Source organism: Pseudomonas sp. DW-iso17 (assembly GCF_058725345.1).
The window spans coordinates 356,051-369,481 of record NZ_JBZXEA010000011.1; the positions used below are offsets into that span (position 1 = coordinate 356,051).

The window sequence follows — 13,431 nt, forward strand, 5'->3', positions numbered from 1 at the left end:
CTATCGCAGGCAAGCCAGCTCCCACATTTTGCAGCGCAAGGTCTTAGGGCCGTGGGGCATAGGCGAAGACATCGGCGCGCATCCGGTGCGCATCCATGCCGGCGTTGACCAGTGCGTCCAAGGTGCCGTAGATCATCGCCGGCGAACCGCTGGCGTAGACGTGCACGCTATTGAGGTCGGCAATGTCTTCGCACACTACCTCATGCAGCAAACCGCAGCGCCCTTCCCAGCCACACAGGTCGCTGACCACTTTGTGCAGGAACAGATTGGGCAATTGCAGCCACTGATTCCAGTGCTCGATCTGGTAGAAATCTTCCGGGCGCCGTACGCCCCAATACAGGTGCACCGGGTGCTTGAAGCCCGAAGCGCGGCAGTGCTCGATCAGGCTGTGCATCTGCGCCATACCGGTACCGGCGGCCATCAGCACCAGCGGCCCGTCCGGCAACTCGGCCAGGTGGGTGTCACCGAACGGCAGTTCCACACGAGCCATCTGGTTGCGCTGCAATTGTTCGATCAGGTTGCGCGCACTGTCTTCGCGCACCAGCACATGCAGCTCCAACTCACGCCCGGCATGGGGCGCAGAAGCCAGAGAAAACGCCGACTTTTCGCCGTTCTCCCGTTCGAGCATCAAGTATTGCCCGGCGTGGTAACGCACCGCCTTACCGGCCGGGGCGCGCAGGCGCACACGCCAGACATCGCCGCCGACTTCCACGCACTCGATCAATTGGCATGACAATTTGCGCAACGGCAACTCTCCTGGCGCCAGTACGCCATCCCACAACACAATGCAGTCTTCCAGGGGCTCGGCGATGCAGGTGTAGAACTCACCATGATCGCGCACTTCCCCGGCTTGGCGTACCCGGCCCTCCACCAGCAACGCCGCGCAGACATGGCACACGCCATTGCGACAGGCCTGAGGGCACTCATAGCCCAGGCGACGGGCGCCCTCGAGGATTCGCTCGCCAGGGGCCAGTTCCAGCACAGCACCGGAAGGTTGCAGGGTTACACGCATCAATCTATTCCCAATTCTTTCCAGATCGCATCGACCCGCGCCGTGACGGCTTCATCCTTGACGATCACCCGGCCCCACTCACGCGTGGTTTCGCCCGGCCATTTGTGCGTGGCATCCAGGCCCATCTTTGAGCCAAGGCCCGATACCGGCGACGCGAAGTCGAGGTAGTCGATAGGCGTGTTGTCGATCATCACCGTGTCGCGCTTGGGATCCATGCGCGTGGTGATGGCCCAGATCACGTCGTTCCAGTCCCGGGCATTGATGTCGTCGTCGGTGACGATAACGAACTTGGTATACATGAACTGTCGCAAAAACGACCACACACCGAGCATTACCCGCTTGGCATGCCCCGGATACGACTTCTTCATGGTGACGATGGCCATGCGATACGAACAGCCCTCGGGCGGCAGGTAGAAGTCGGTGATCTCAGGGAATTGCTTTTGCAGGATCGGCACGAACACTTCGTTGAGCGCCACACCGAGGATGGCCGGCTCATCGGGCGGACGGCCTGTGTAGGTACTGTGGTAGATCGGCTTGACCCGATGGGTGATGCGCTCGACGGTGAACACCGGGAAGCTGTCGACTTCGTTGTAGTAACCGGTGTGGTCGCCGTACGGGCCTTCATCGGCCATTTCACCTGGGTGAATCACGCCTTCAAGGATGATTTCGGCGGTAGCCGGCACTTGCAGGTCGTTACCGCGGCACTTCACCAGCTCCGTGCGATTACCGCGCAACAAGCCGGCGAAGGCGTACTCGGAGAGGCTGTCAGGTACGGGAGTGACGGCACCGAGAATGGTCGCCGGGTCGGCACCCAGGGCCACGGACACCGGGAACGGCTTGCCGGGATGCTTCTCGCACCACTCACGAAAGTCGAGGGCGCCGCCACGGTGGCTGAGCCAGCGCATGATCACTTTGTTACGGCCAATGACTTGCTGACGGTAGATACCGAGGTTCTGGCGATCCTTGTTCGGGCCCTTGGTGACAGTCAGGCCCCAGGTGATCAACGGGCCGACGTCGCCGGGCCAGCAGGTTTGCACCGGGAGCATGGCCAGGTCGACATCATCGCCTTCAATGACCACTTCCTGGCACACCGCGTCCTTGACCACCTTGGGGGCCATGGCGATGATCTTGCGGAAGATCGGCAGTTTGGACCAGGCGTCCTTCAAGCCCTTGGGCGGCTCGGGCTCCTTGAGAAAGGCCAGCAGCTTGCCGATCTCACGCAGCTCGCTGACAGACTCGGCGCCCATGCCAAAGGCCACGCGCTCGGGAGTACCGAACAGGTTGCCCAGCACCGGGATATCAAAGCCGGTCGGGTTTTCGAACAACAGCGCCGGGCCCTTGTTGCGCAAGGTGCGGTCGCAAATCTCAGTCATTTCCAGCACCGGAGAAATCGGCATCTGGATACGTTTCAACTCTCCGCGCTGCTCAAGTTGCTGCACGAAATCCCGAAGATCCTTGAATTTCATTAACCATGCCACCCGTAAAATAGGCGTACATCCTACCTGCTCTGAGGGCGGCTGGCAGCTTAATTGGCCGTCAATCCACGTGATTGCAACGAACTGAACAACGGTTCCAGGAAGGCTTCGATGTGTCGCGCGCCGACGTCCGAAAGATGGTTATCGTCGGTATACAACGCGCGGCCATTGAGTTCGACCCGGCACAACCCATCGGCGCCGCACAGTAATGGCGCGGGGTCCAGCACCGCGACACCGCTGTCGGCAGCCGCCAATTCATCAAACAATTGCGTGATAAAGGCCTGGCGCTTCACATGCTCGGCCACGGCGAGCCCTTCACCGTCCACGGGCCGGTTCATCATGGCCAGGCGGCTGAGACGGTAAGGCACGATGATTTCCTGCAGCGGCACTTCCTTGACCAACCAGACCTTGTGGCCGGCAGCGCGCAAGTCCCGAATGCGCTCGCGCAGGCCCTGGGCAAAGCGTTGTTCGGCGACGGCACGCACATACTGGCCGGTGCCAGGATCTTTGAGTGCATGCTCCTTGTCACCGGACATTTGCCCATACACATACAGGCTCCAGCGGGCGGCCAACACCACATCGCTGAACGTCTGCTCGGCCATGGCCTTCTCGACGCGCCGGTTGAAATGCGCGCAGCGGGCAATATTTTCCAGGCCATCGAGGGGAATACAGCCGGCAAAACTGGCTTCGACCAGGCTGATATCGTGACGATCAGCGCCCTCTTTGAGTGCCGGTATCAGCGCGGTAGCGTGACTGTCACCCCATACCAACGCCGAAACCGATTGGTCTTTCGGGCCGAAATGGCAGAACAAGCGTTCATCGGGCGTATCTTTGTCGGCCATGCACGCCAGCAGGTCAGGGCTCCACTTCTTGGCCTGGGCAAAACGCAACGCCTGTTCGGACAAGCGCGAAGGCACGCCGTCAGCTTCGCGTATCGCAAGGCCAGTGAAGCCCAGCCCCAGAATGCCGACCATGGCTGACGCCAGAATCGCCTTACGCGAAGCCAGCAAACGTTTTTCCCGGAACGGCGTTTCCACGAAGCGCCAGGACAGATAGCCCAGCACCAGCGAAAGCAGCATCAGCCCCCCCAGTTCCAGCGCGCTCAAGCCATCCACCGCGGCGTAGTTGGCGTACACGAATACCGGCCAGTGCCAGAGGTACCAGGAATAAGAGATCAGCCCGATACCCACCATGATCCGCGTGCCCAACAGGCGAGCGACCCAAGTCTGTTGCTGGCCGTTGGCCCAGATCAACCCGACCACACCCAGCACAGGCAACAACGCAGTCGCGCCTGGGAACGGCGTTTTCGCGTCGTAGCCCAGCACAGCGATGAGGATCAATGCCAGGGAAGCCAGGCTGATCCCTTGCGCCAAGGCCCGCGACGCGCGCCACTCACGCTTGGGCTGCACCGCCAGCATCGCACCGGCCAGTAGCTCCCAGGCCCGCAGATGCAACAGGAAGAAAGCTTTCTGTGGCTCATGCTGAACCGCCCAGACGCTCATGCCAAACGACGCCAGCAGCACCGCGAACAATGCCAGGCGCCAGTGCTTCAAACGGCTGGAAAGCAAGGTCAACAGCAATGGGAAGAAAATATAGAACTGCTCTTCTACCGCCAATGACCAGGTATGCAACAGGGGTTTGATGTCTGATGAAGCATCGAAATAGCCGTGCTGGCGCGAGAACAACAGGTTCGAGGTAAAGGTCACCTGATAATGCGCAGACCGCCCCAACTCTTCATAGTCCTTGGGCGCCAACAGAAACCAACCCACTGCCAGTGTCGCCGCGATCATCACAAACAGGGCCGGCAATATACGCCGGGCACGGCGAGCCCAGAAGTCGATGAAGCTGAAGCGTCCAGCTTGACGCTCACGCCAGATAATTGACGTGATCAGGAAACCTGAGATGACGAAGAAGACGTCAACGCCAACAAAACCGCCAGTAATGCCAGGGACACCAAAGTGGAACAACACGACTGCAAGGACAGCGATGGCACGCAGGCCATCGATGTCTCTGCGGTAAGCAAGGGTGGTCATAAGAATGTGGTCAGTCTGCGACGAAAGGGATGAGCGAAGTCACGCGTCAATTTTTGTTACTTAACGGATACTTATGCCACAAAAATCGCAGAATCTCGACGCAAAAAAAATGGCCCCCCATTAAGGGCGCCATTTTTTTGGACCTGAAACGCTGTATTACTTGCGTTTCATCGACAGGAAGAACTCGTCGTTGGTCTTGGTGGTTTTCAGCTTGTCGATCAGAAACTCGATGGCAGCGACTTCGTCCATCGGGTGCAGCAGCTTGCGCAGGATCCACATACGCTGCAGTTCGTCGTCTGCGGTCAGCAGCTCTTCGCGGCGGGTGCCGGAGCGGTTGATGTTGATCGCAGGGAACACACGCTTTTCAGCGATGCGACGGTCCAAAGGCAGTTCCATGTTGCCGGTACCCTTGAACTCTTCGTAGATCACTTCGTCCATCTTCGAGCCGGTTTCAACCAGCGCGGTGGCGATAATGGTCAGCGAGCCGCCTTCTTCGATGTTGCGCGCAGCGCCGAAGAAACGCTTTGGTTTTTCCAGGGCGTGGGCATCGACACCACCGGTCAGCACCTTGCCGGAGCTCGGGATCACGGTGTTGTAGGCGCGGGCCAGACGGGTGATGGAGTCGAGCAGGATCACCACGTCTTTCTTGTGCTCGACCAGGCGCTTGGCCTTTTCGATCACCATTTCGGCAACCTGCACGTGGCGGGTTGGCGGCTCATCGAACGTCGAGGCAACCACTTCGCCGCGCACGGTGCGCTGCATCTCGGTCACTTCTTCCGGACGCTCATCGATCAACAGTACGATCAGGTGAACTTCAGGGTTGTTACGTGCGATGTTCGCTGCAATGTTCTGCAGCATGATCGTTTTACCGGCTTTCGGCGGTGCGACGATCAGGCCACGCTGGCCTTTGCCGATTGGAGCGCAGAGGTCAATCACACGACCGGTCAAGTCTTCGGTGGAGCCGTTACCGGCTTCCATCTTCATGCGCACGGTCGGGAACAGCGGCGTCAGGTTCTCGAAGAGAATCTTGTTTTTCGCATTCTCGGGGCGATCGAAGTTGATCGTGTCGACCTTGAGCAGGGCGAAGTAACGCTCGCCTTCCTTCGGAGGACGGATCTTGCCAACGATGGTGTCACCGGTGCGCAAGTTGAAGCGACGGATCTGGCTCGGCGAGACGTAGATATCATCTGGGCCGGCGAGATAGGACGCATCTGCAGAGCGGAGGAAGCCGAAGCCGTCCTGGAGAATCTCCAGCACGCCATCACCGGAGATTTCCTCGCCGCTTTTCGCGTGCTTCTTGAGCAGGGAGAAAATCACGTCCTGCTTGCGCGAACGGGCCATATTTTCTATGCCCATTTCTTCGGCCAGTTGGAGCAGGTCGGTAATCGGCTTTTGCTTGAGTTCAGTCAGATTCATATAGGAATGACGTAATCATTTATGGAGGGGGGAAATTAAGCTTTTGGCTTAATGAGGCCGCGCCGCAGAGAAGGCGACAGGATCGCGTACTAATCGAAAAGGAATGCGTCGGCGACGGCTTGCAGGGGGCAGTGGAGAAACCACTGCGGGGCCGAATGTAACACCTGGATTTCGGAGCGTCTAGCCCTGTTTTACGAAAAAGCCCCGCAATTTGCGGGGCTTTTTTGACGACGCTTAGAGGCTCGCGTCGAGGAAAGCTTGCAACTGGGACTTCGACAGAGCACCCACTTTAGTCGCTTCGACATTGCCGTTCTTGAACAGCATCAGGGTCGGGATACCACGCACGCCATGCTTGGCCGGGGTGTCCTGGTTCTCGTCAATGTTCAGCTTGGCAATGGTCAGCTTGCCTGCGTAGGTGGTTGCAATGTCGTCCAGGACCGGAGCGATCATTTTGCAAGGGCCGCACCATTCAGCCCAGTAGTCAACCAGCACCGGGCCGTCAGCCTTGAGGACTTCGGCTTCAAAGGTCGCGTCGGTGACGTGCTTGATAAGATCGCTGCTCATGGATGTCTCCGGATTGTAAGCAAAAAAAACGTTGCCCATCATAGCCGCCCTTCCCCTGTTCAGGAAGCCGCGTCTGATTGAGTCTTGCTATGAGGTTGAATGAGCGTGGGTATGACTCTGTCACGGCGTGGCGGGCGTCATGAACGCAATGCCCGTGCGCAACGCTGCATTACGTATATGTTCCTGCATGGTTTTCTGCGCCGCCGTACTGTTGCGGCGGGCCAGGGCGCGCAGGATTCTGCGATGTTCCTGCCAGGTTTCCATGGCCCGTTCCGGCCGGATGAACGGTAGCTTCTGACTTTCCAGAAACACCTCGGCGCTGGCGCTCAGGATGCTCACCATGGCCTGGTTACCGCTGGCCAGCAGAATACGCTGATGAAATTCGAAGTCCAGGCGGGCGGCCGCTTCGAAGTCGCCCGCCTTGAGCACTTTGCGCATGGCTTGTACGTTGTCTTGCAGGCTGTCCAGTGCATCGAGGGTCAGTGTCATTGCTGCCAACCCCGCCGCAAACCCCTCCAAGGCGTAGCGCAGCTGGAAGATATCCGGCGGCGTGGCCTGCGCCGTGAAGGGCCAGGCGAACCCCGGTGCCTCTTGCACGTCCTGCACGAACACGCCCTTGCCCGGCTGCACGTTGACCACGCCCAAAGCGCTGAGGGACGACAGCGCCTCACGCAACGACGCCCGGCTCACCCCCAATTGCAGGGCCAGGTCGCGCTGGGATGGCAGCGCGTCGCCCGGCCCAAAGCCTTGCTCCTTGATCAGTTTGCGGATGGCCTGCAAGGCCGCTTCCGGTACGGCTTGGGCAATGGAATTCATAAAAAGCTCAGGGTTCCCGATAGCGTGTGTGACCCGTTGTAAAACTATTCATAGCTGGCTGCAAGCCACGCCCCAAAGGCGCTCGCGGCTTTTTGCAAACGCTCGAAAAGGGTGCGGGAAACCTGACCACTGTTCAGACCAGTAAGACCACTGCACCTCAACAAACATCAGCCTTGCAGACGATCCGAACGGTGCTGGCATGGGCTGTGCACTGGGCAAACTCAGAAAATTCCTTCGCCTTTTTCGGAGAGCTGCCATGACCAAGCGCTACAGCGCCCTGCTCACTGCCCTGTTTGCCAGCCTGATGCTGAGCCAGGCACCCGCCCAGGCGAGTGGTCTGGATGACATCGTCGCCCGTGGCACCCTGAAGGTTGCCGTCCCCCAGGACTTCCCGCCGTTTGGTTCGGTCGGCCCTGACATGCAACCCCGGGGCCTGGACATCGACACCGCCAAGCTGCTGGCCGACCAACTCAAGGTCAAGCTGGAACTGACGCCGGTCAACAGCACCAACCGCATACCGTTCCTCACCACTGGCAAAGTCGACCTGGTTATTTCCAGCCTGGGCAAGAACCCCGAGCGCGCAAAGGTCATCGACTTCTCCAACGCCTACGCGCCGTTCTACCTTGCCGTGTTTGGGCCGCCTGATGCCGCCATCGCCAGCCTCGACGACCTCAAGGGCAAGACCATCAGCGTGACCCGTGGCGCCATCGAAGACATCGAGCTGACCGCGGTAGCGCCCAAGGAAGCCACGATCAAGCGTTTTGAAGACAACAACTCCACCATCGCCGCCTACCTGGCCGGCCAGGTCGACCTGATCGCCAGTGGCAACGTGGTCATGGTGGCCATCAGCGAACGCAACCCCAAGCGCGTACCGGCACTGAAGGTGAAACTCAAGGATTCGCCGGTGTACGTAGGCGTGAACAAGAACGAGCCGGCGCTGCTGGAAAAGGTCAACCAGATCCTGGTGGCAGCCAAGGCTGACGGCAGCCTTGGGAAAAACGCGATGCAGTGGCTCAAAGAACCGCTGCCTGCCGACCTCTGACGCGGAGCTCAAAGATGGCCTATCAATTCGACTTTGTGCCGGTGCTGGCCAATACCGACCTGCTCCTGCGTGGCGCGCTGTTCACCCTTGAGCTGACGGCCATTGGCGCCATCCTCGGCGTGGCCCTGGGCACTGTCGGCGCCGTGGTACGGGCGTGGAAGATCCAACCGTTTGCGTGGGTCTTTGGTGTGTATGTCGAGTTGATCCGCAACACGCCGTTCCTGGTGCAACTGTTCTTCATCTTCTTCGGCCTGCCATCCCTCGGGTTGAAAATTACCGAGTGGCAAGCCGCCGTGCTGGCGATGGTGATCAACCTGGGGGCCTACTCCACCGAGATCATCCGTGCCGGCATCCAGGCCATCCCACGGGGGCAACTGGAGGCGGCCGCGGCACTGGCAATGACGCGCTTTGAAGCGTTTCGCCATGTGGTGCTGCTGCCGGCCCTGGGCAAGGTGTGGCCCGCCCTGAGCAGCCAGATCATCATCGTGATGCTCGGTTCGGCGGTGTGTTCGCAGATTGCGACTGAAGAATTGAGCTTTGCCGCCAACTTTATCCAGTCGCGTAATTTCCGTGCCTTTGAAACCTATGCCCTGACCACCCTGGTGTACCTGTGCATGGCGCTGATGATTCGCCAATTGCTCAACTGGATCGGCCGACGGTTTGTCATGAGGAACAGCCGATGAGTGATTTTTCGTTCTGGGACATTGTGCGCAACCTGCTGACCGGCCTGCAATGGACGCTGTTGCTGTCATTGGTGGCGTTTGTGGGCGGCGGCCTGATCGGCTTATTGGTGATGACCCTGCGCATCAGCCGCAAAGCGTTCCCACGCAATATGGCCCGCACCTATATCGAACTGTTCCAGGGCACGCCACTGCTGATGCAGCTGTTCCTGGTGTTTTTCGGCGTTGCCCTGCTTGGCGTGGACATATCGCCCTGGCTGGCAGCGGCAATTGCCTTGACCCTGTTTACCAGTGCCTACCTGGCTGAAATATGGCGCGGTTGCGTCGATTCCATTGCCCACGGCCAATGGGAAGCCTCGGCCAGCCTGGCCCTCAACCCGCTTGAACAACTGCGCTATGTGATCCTGCCCCAGGCGCTGCGCATTGCTGTCGCGCCGACGGTGGGCTTTTCGGTGCAGGTGGTCAAAGGCACCGCCGTGACCTCGATCATCGGCTTCACCGAACTGACCAAGACGGGCGGCATGCTCGCCAACGCCACCTTTGAACCCTTCATGGTCTACGGCCTGGTGGCCCTCGGTTACTTTTTGCTCTGTTACCCCTTGTCCCTCAGTGCGCGCTACCTGGAAAGGAGACTGCATGCCTCTGCTTAGAATTTCTGCCCTGCATAAGTATTACGGCGATCACCACGTACTCAAGGGCATCGACTTGACGGTGGACGAAGGCCAGGTGGTCGCGATCATCGGCCGCAGCGGCTCGGGCAAGTCCACCTTGCTGCGCACCCTCAATGGCCTGGAGTCGATCAACGACGGTGTAATCGAAGTCGATGGCGAATACCTCGACGCCGCCCGCGCCGACCTGCGCAGCCTGCGGCAGAAGGTCGGCATGGTGTTCCAGCAATTCAATCTGTTCCCGCACCTGACCGTGGGCGAGAACGTGATGCTGGCGCCGCAAGTGGTGCAGAAAGTGCCCAAGGCCAAGGCCGCCCAACTGGCCAGGCAGATGCTGGACCGGGTCGGGCTGGGCGAAAAATTCGACGCCTTTCCCGATCGCCTGTCCGGCGGCCAGCAACAGCGCGTCGCCATTGCCCGCGCCCTGGCCATGTCGCCCAAGGTGCTGCTGTGCGACGAGATCACTTCAGCCCTGGACCCCGAACTGGTCAATGAAGTGCTGAGCGTGGTGCGCCAACTGGCTCAGGACGGCATGACCCTGATCATGGTGACTCACGAAATGCGTTTTGCCCGTGAGGTCGGCGACAAGCTCGTGTTCATGCACCACGGCAAGGTACATGAAACCGGTGACCCGAAGGTACTGTTCGCCAACCCGAAAACGGCCGAGCTGGCTAACTTCATTGGCTCGGTGGAACAGCCGGGCTAACCAGTTCGAAACGGCCCTGCCCTTCAAGGTGGGCCTGCGTGCGTACCACCAACGCGTCGAAGGGCAGTTCGGTGTCGATATCGACCTGGGCGGTGAGCCTGCGCCCTGTCACCGGCACACCTGAGACTCGCGCAATCAAGGCCTGGCCGGGTAACAACTGGCCGCTGGCCGACTCATCAGGTGCTTGAGCAGACGACCAGCCGACTGCTCGCCCGTCGACCTGGGCATGCTTGAGACGCAAGCGCAAACGCCCCTCACGACCAAACCGAAACCCTTGCCCATCGGCAGGCGCTGCGACAAAACGCAGGGCCATTGCCGCCGGCTCCGCGCAGAGCACGGTCATGCTGAACGTGCGGGTAGCCAGCACCACAGTGGCATTTTCAACCACTGCATCCCGGTATATCGGCCCATAGTCGATGCGCGACTGGCTCAGCGATAGCCGACAGTTTTCAGCTTGCGCATCAAGTGCTGCCAGCAACATGCATAACAGGGCCAAGGGCAGGCTTGCACGCTTAACCACCCTGGCACACCGCCGATACCGCTTCATAGAATTTGTCATTGTCAGGCTTGGCCTCGGGGTCGATGTGCAACAGGCAAGTGGAAGAGTCCGGCAATGAAACTTTCAGGCTTTGCGACTCGGAGACGTCGTTGAGGAAAATCATGCCCTCGCCCACCACACTGGTGATGAAGCGATTGCCCTTGCCCAAGACCGAGGCGCCCTGAGGCAATGGTCGGCCGTGCTGATCGTTGGCGGTTACCAGCATCCGGCGTACTTTCACCACGTCAAAATCCACGTTATTGAACGAGCCTCGGCCTGCCGCAAGGACCTGGGTGCCGTTTTTCAGGTCCACCCGTTTGGGCAAGGAAGGGGTCTGCACCTGGACGCGGCTGTTGGTGTAGGCCGGCAAGCCGGCGATTACCGCCTGGCCGCTGAAGTCGGTCCATACCGGGCCTTGTGGCGTCTCGACTTTCGCCGAGCCGATATCGCCGACCGAGACGATGCCGAACGTGTCCTGCACGCTGTAGGGCGAAAAGGTCAGCCCGCCTTCGTGAGCCACCGCACCACCCTGCCATTGGCCGGTGTAGCTGGTGCCCAGCGGGTCACGGCTAACGCCCAGGCCCACTCGCGTATAGCGTGGCAACAAGTCCACTTGCCCACGCAACGATTGCTCCCTGGCCCGCATGTCACGCTCAACTCCCACTTCGTAGTTCATATACTCGTTGACCCGCTCGCTCAGTGCAGTGCCCGCGGTAAATTGCTCCCCACGGCGGCTGGTGTAGCTGCTCACACGGCGATCGCCGCCCAGCGGCACGCTGACCTGCAACCGCAGGGACACATCGTTATCCACGGCACGATCACGCCGGCTGCCTGTATAGGTGGCGTCACGGCCAGCCCGTGAACCCCCTACCTGTGAATCAGCGATCAGCGCCACATCGGCATGGCCAAACGACTTGTTCCATGAGGCAAACACATGCTCGCTGGTTTGCCCGCCAAATTGAGCGCTGCGGGTGTAATTCAAAGAAAATACGCCCAGCGTGGGGTCGGCCCAGCTCACGCCCGCGGTGTACTGGTTTTTAAAGTGGGAATCGAGATCATCGGCCCTGAGCGACTGGCCCACTTCAGTGACTTCACGGTAACCATGCGTCTGGGTAGTGGCGCTGAGGTTGACGTCGATATTGGCCCCGACCGGGCTGCTCAGTGACAGGCTGCTGCGTGAGCCGGACACGGCTTTCTGGCTGTCCCGGGACAGGTTATGGCGTGCGTTGACAGAAACCCGCTGGAAAAACACGCTGCTCAGGGTGCCCCCTGCCGCCCAATAGTCATCGGTACTCAACAAGCCAAAACCCGCAGACGAGTGGCTCCCCAGCCCCCAGGTACCACTGCCCATGGCGATCACCGGTGAAGGCCCTTCCTCACCCGCCGTTCTGCGCAACTCGCCCACCGACAAATAGTATCCAGGCGCCGCCGGGGTAGCCCCCGCGAACGATGCCGCCGGCACCACGAAACTGCGCTTGGCACCCCGCACGTCAATTACACTGACCTCAAGGTCGCTGGTGGTGTTAAGCAGGGGCAAGCCCGTCAGCCGGAACGGTCCTTCAGGCACCAACGTACTGTGGACCAACACACCGGACTGGCGTATTTCAACCCGCGATTGGCTTTGGGCCAACCCCTCGACCACTGCGTTAGTGCCGCCTGCGGGTGTTCTGGCCTGCCCATCGGGGGAGAACTGCACGCCCGACAGTTGGATCCCGCCAAACAACGGGTTATTGCTGGAGATCTGGCCTGCCTGGAACGTCGACTGCAACCCGGCGATATCCCGCTGGGCATAAGCGTGCAAGTGTTCGGTACGGGTCTGGCCGTTGTCAGACACATAGAACTGGCGGCTGCGGACAATCCAGTCGTCGAGGTTGAAGCCCGCCTCTGTATAAGCCGACACGAACCGGCTGGGCCCACTGCGCAAATGGCTGTCGTAACCCAGCACGTCATAGTTGAACAACGCTGCCGCGCCGCCGTGGGAAAAATTCCCGCTTTCCCACTGGGGTTCGCGCAAGGCCTGGGTCGGCACCACCAGCACCACTTCGTCGTTGCCGGGGCGCAGCCGCACCATCGTCGCCGGGAATGCGCCGAGAAAGTCATGGCAGGCCTGGTCGGGCCTGGCGCCGGGCTGCAGGATTGCGCCGGGTTTAACCAGCCCGGCCTTCTCAAGTAAACCTGGGGTGAAACACAACTCACCCTGCGAACCAAACCGGGCATCCACCCGCCCAAGCGGGTTGCCATTGACCCGCAACCCCACCACCTGGACACCTTCGCGAAAGCGCGCCGCACTGCGAAAGTAATCGGCAACCTTGGGGTCTATGCCGTGGGTTGTGAGGGCCGCCAGGTCAAACCCTTCCCCGAGTTCCAGCGCGGTCGCCATACCAGGCAGACTCCAGAGCGCCGCAAAGCCGATGGATAACGTGGATCGACCGGGCCAGGCAGTACCGGCAATGTCGCGCCTCGAAGGAAGCCTCATGAACC

12 protein-coding genes are annotated in these 13,431 nt (G+C 60.2%); 4 read left to right on the top strand and 8 right to left on the bottom strand.

Translation table 11 applies throughout. The annotated features are described in order from the left end of the window. Positions 1 to 43: 43 nt before the first annotated feature. From AC4PS6_RS09555 to AC4PS6_RS09580, 6 genes are all read right to left on the bottom strand, one after another. On the bottom strand, positions 44 to 1,012 hold the full coding sequence (locus AC4PS6_RS09555) for a CDP-6-deoxy-delta-3,4-glucoseen reductase (RefSeq protein ID WP_336826835.1): 969 nt from the start codon (positions 1,010 to 1,012) through the stop codon (positions 44 to 46). Further along, the gene (gene ubiD / locus AC4PS6_RS09560; RefSeq protein WP_003195329.1) at positions 1,012 to 2,478 is read right to left on the bottom strand and encodes a 4-hydroxy-3-polyprenylbenzoate decarboxylase; all 1,467 of its coding nucleotides are present in this window, start codon (positions 2,476 to 2,478) and stop codon (positions 1,012 to 1,014) included. The genes AC4PS6_RS09555 and ubiD overlap by 1 nt, the downstream gene beginning before the upstream one ends. A gap of 59 nt (positions 2,479 to 2,537) precedes the next feature. Further along, the gene (locus AC4PS6_RS09565; protein WP_020301811.1) at positions 2,538 to 4,520 is read right to left on the bottom strand and encodes an acyltransferase family protein; all 1,983 of its coding nucleotides are present in this window, start codon (positions 4,518 to 4,520) and stop codon (positions 2,538 to 2,540) included. Positions 4,521 to 4,676: 156 nt separating this feature from the next. After that, the gene (gene rho / locus AC4PS6_RS09570) at positions 4,677 to 5,936 is read right to left on the bottom strand and encodes a transcription termination factor Rho (RefSeq protein WP_003176825.1); all 1,260 of its coding nucleotides are present in this window, start codon (positions 5,934 to 5,936) and stop codon (positions 4,677 to 4,679) included. A 234-nt stretch (positions 5,937 to 6,170) separates the two neighbouring features. Then, the gene (gene trxA, locus AC4PS6_RS09575; RefSeq protein WP_014720421.1) at positions 6,171 to 6,500 is read right to left on the bottom strand and encodes a thioredoxin TrxA; all 330 of its coding nucleotides are present in this window, start codon (positions 6,498 to 6,500) and stop codon (positions 6,171 to 6,173) included. A 120-nt stretch (positions 6,501 to 6,620) separates the two neighbouring features. Next, the gene (locus AC4PS6_RS09580) at positions 6,621 to 7,316 is read right to left on the bottom strand and encodes a FadR/GntR family transcriptional regulator (RefSeq protein WP_336826836.1); all 696 of its coding nucleotides are present in this window, start codon (positions 7,314 to 7,316) and stop codon (positions 6,621 to 6,623) included. Between the two features lie 256 nt (positions 7,317 to 7,572). Between AC4PS6_RS09580 and AC4PS6_RS09585 the strand changes: the two genes are divergently transcribed. From AC4PS6_RS09585 to AC4PS6_RS09600, 4 genes are read left to right on the top strand one after another with little or no spacing between them, the layout of a single operon-like run. Continuing rightward, positions 7,573 to 8,358, top strand: coding sequence for a transporter substrate-binding domain-containing protein (locus tag AC4PS6_RS09585; RefSeq protein ID WP_014720423.1), 786 nt, complete (start codon positions 7,573 to 7,575; stop codon positions 8,356 to 8,358). Between the two features lie 14 nt (positions 8,359 to 8,372). Then, on the top strand, positions 8,373 to 9,041 hold the full coding sequence (locus tag AC4PS6_RS09590) for an amino acid ABC transporter permease (RefSeq protein WP_014720424.1): 669 nt from the start codon (positions 8,373 to 8,375) through the stop codon (positions 9,039 to 9,041). After that, on the top strand, positions 9,038 to 9,688 hold the full coding sequence (locus AC4PS6_RS09595; RefSeq protein WP_032894590.1) for an amino acid ABC transporter permease: 651 nt from the start codon (positions 9,038 to 9,040) through the stop codon (positions 9,686 to 9,688). The genes AC4PS6_RS09590 and AC4PS6_RS09595 overlap by 4 nt, the downstream gene beginning before the upstream one ends. Beyond that, positions 9,675 to 10,412 carry an amino acid ABC transporter ATP-binding protein gene (locus tag AC4PS6_RS09600; RefSeq protein ID WP_060766873.1) on the top strand — a complete coding sequence of 246 codons (738 nt, stop codon included), beginning with the start codon at positions 9,675 to 9,677 and terminating at the stop codon, positions 10,410 to 10,412. The genes AC4PS6_RS09595 and AC4PS6_RS09600 overlap by 14 nt, the downstream gene beginning before the upstream one ends. On the opposite strand, the gene AC4PS6_RS09605 is transcribed toward AC4PS6_RS09600, so the two are convergent. Beyond that, entirely contained in the window at positions 10,384 to 10,959 is a 576-nt protein-coding gene (locus tag AC4PS6_RS09605; RefSeq protein WP_138726204.1) for a DUF1120 domain-containing protein, read from the bottom strand. The genes AC4PS6_RS09600 and AC4PS6_RS09605 overlap by 29 nt on opposite strands. Further along, positions 10,925 to 13,426 (bottom strand): fimbria/pilus outer membrane usher protein, encoded by a 2,502-nt coding sequence (locus AC4PS6_RS09610; RefSeq protein ID WP_336826837.1) that lies wholly within the window; start codon positions 13,424 to 13,426, stop codon positions 10,925 to 10,927. The genes AC4PS6_RS09605 and AC4PS6_RS09610 overlap by 35 nt, the downstream gene beginning before the upstream one ends. Positions 13,427 to 13,431: the final 5 nt, after the last annotated feature.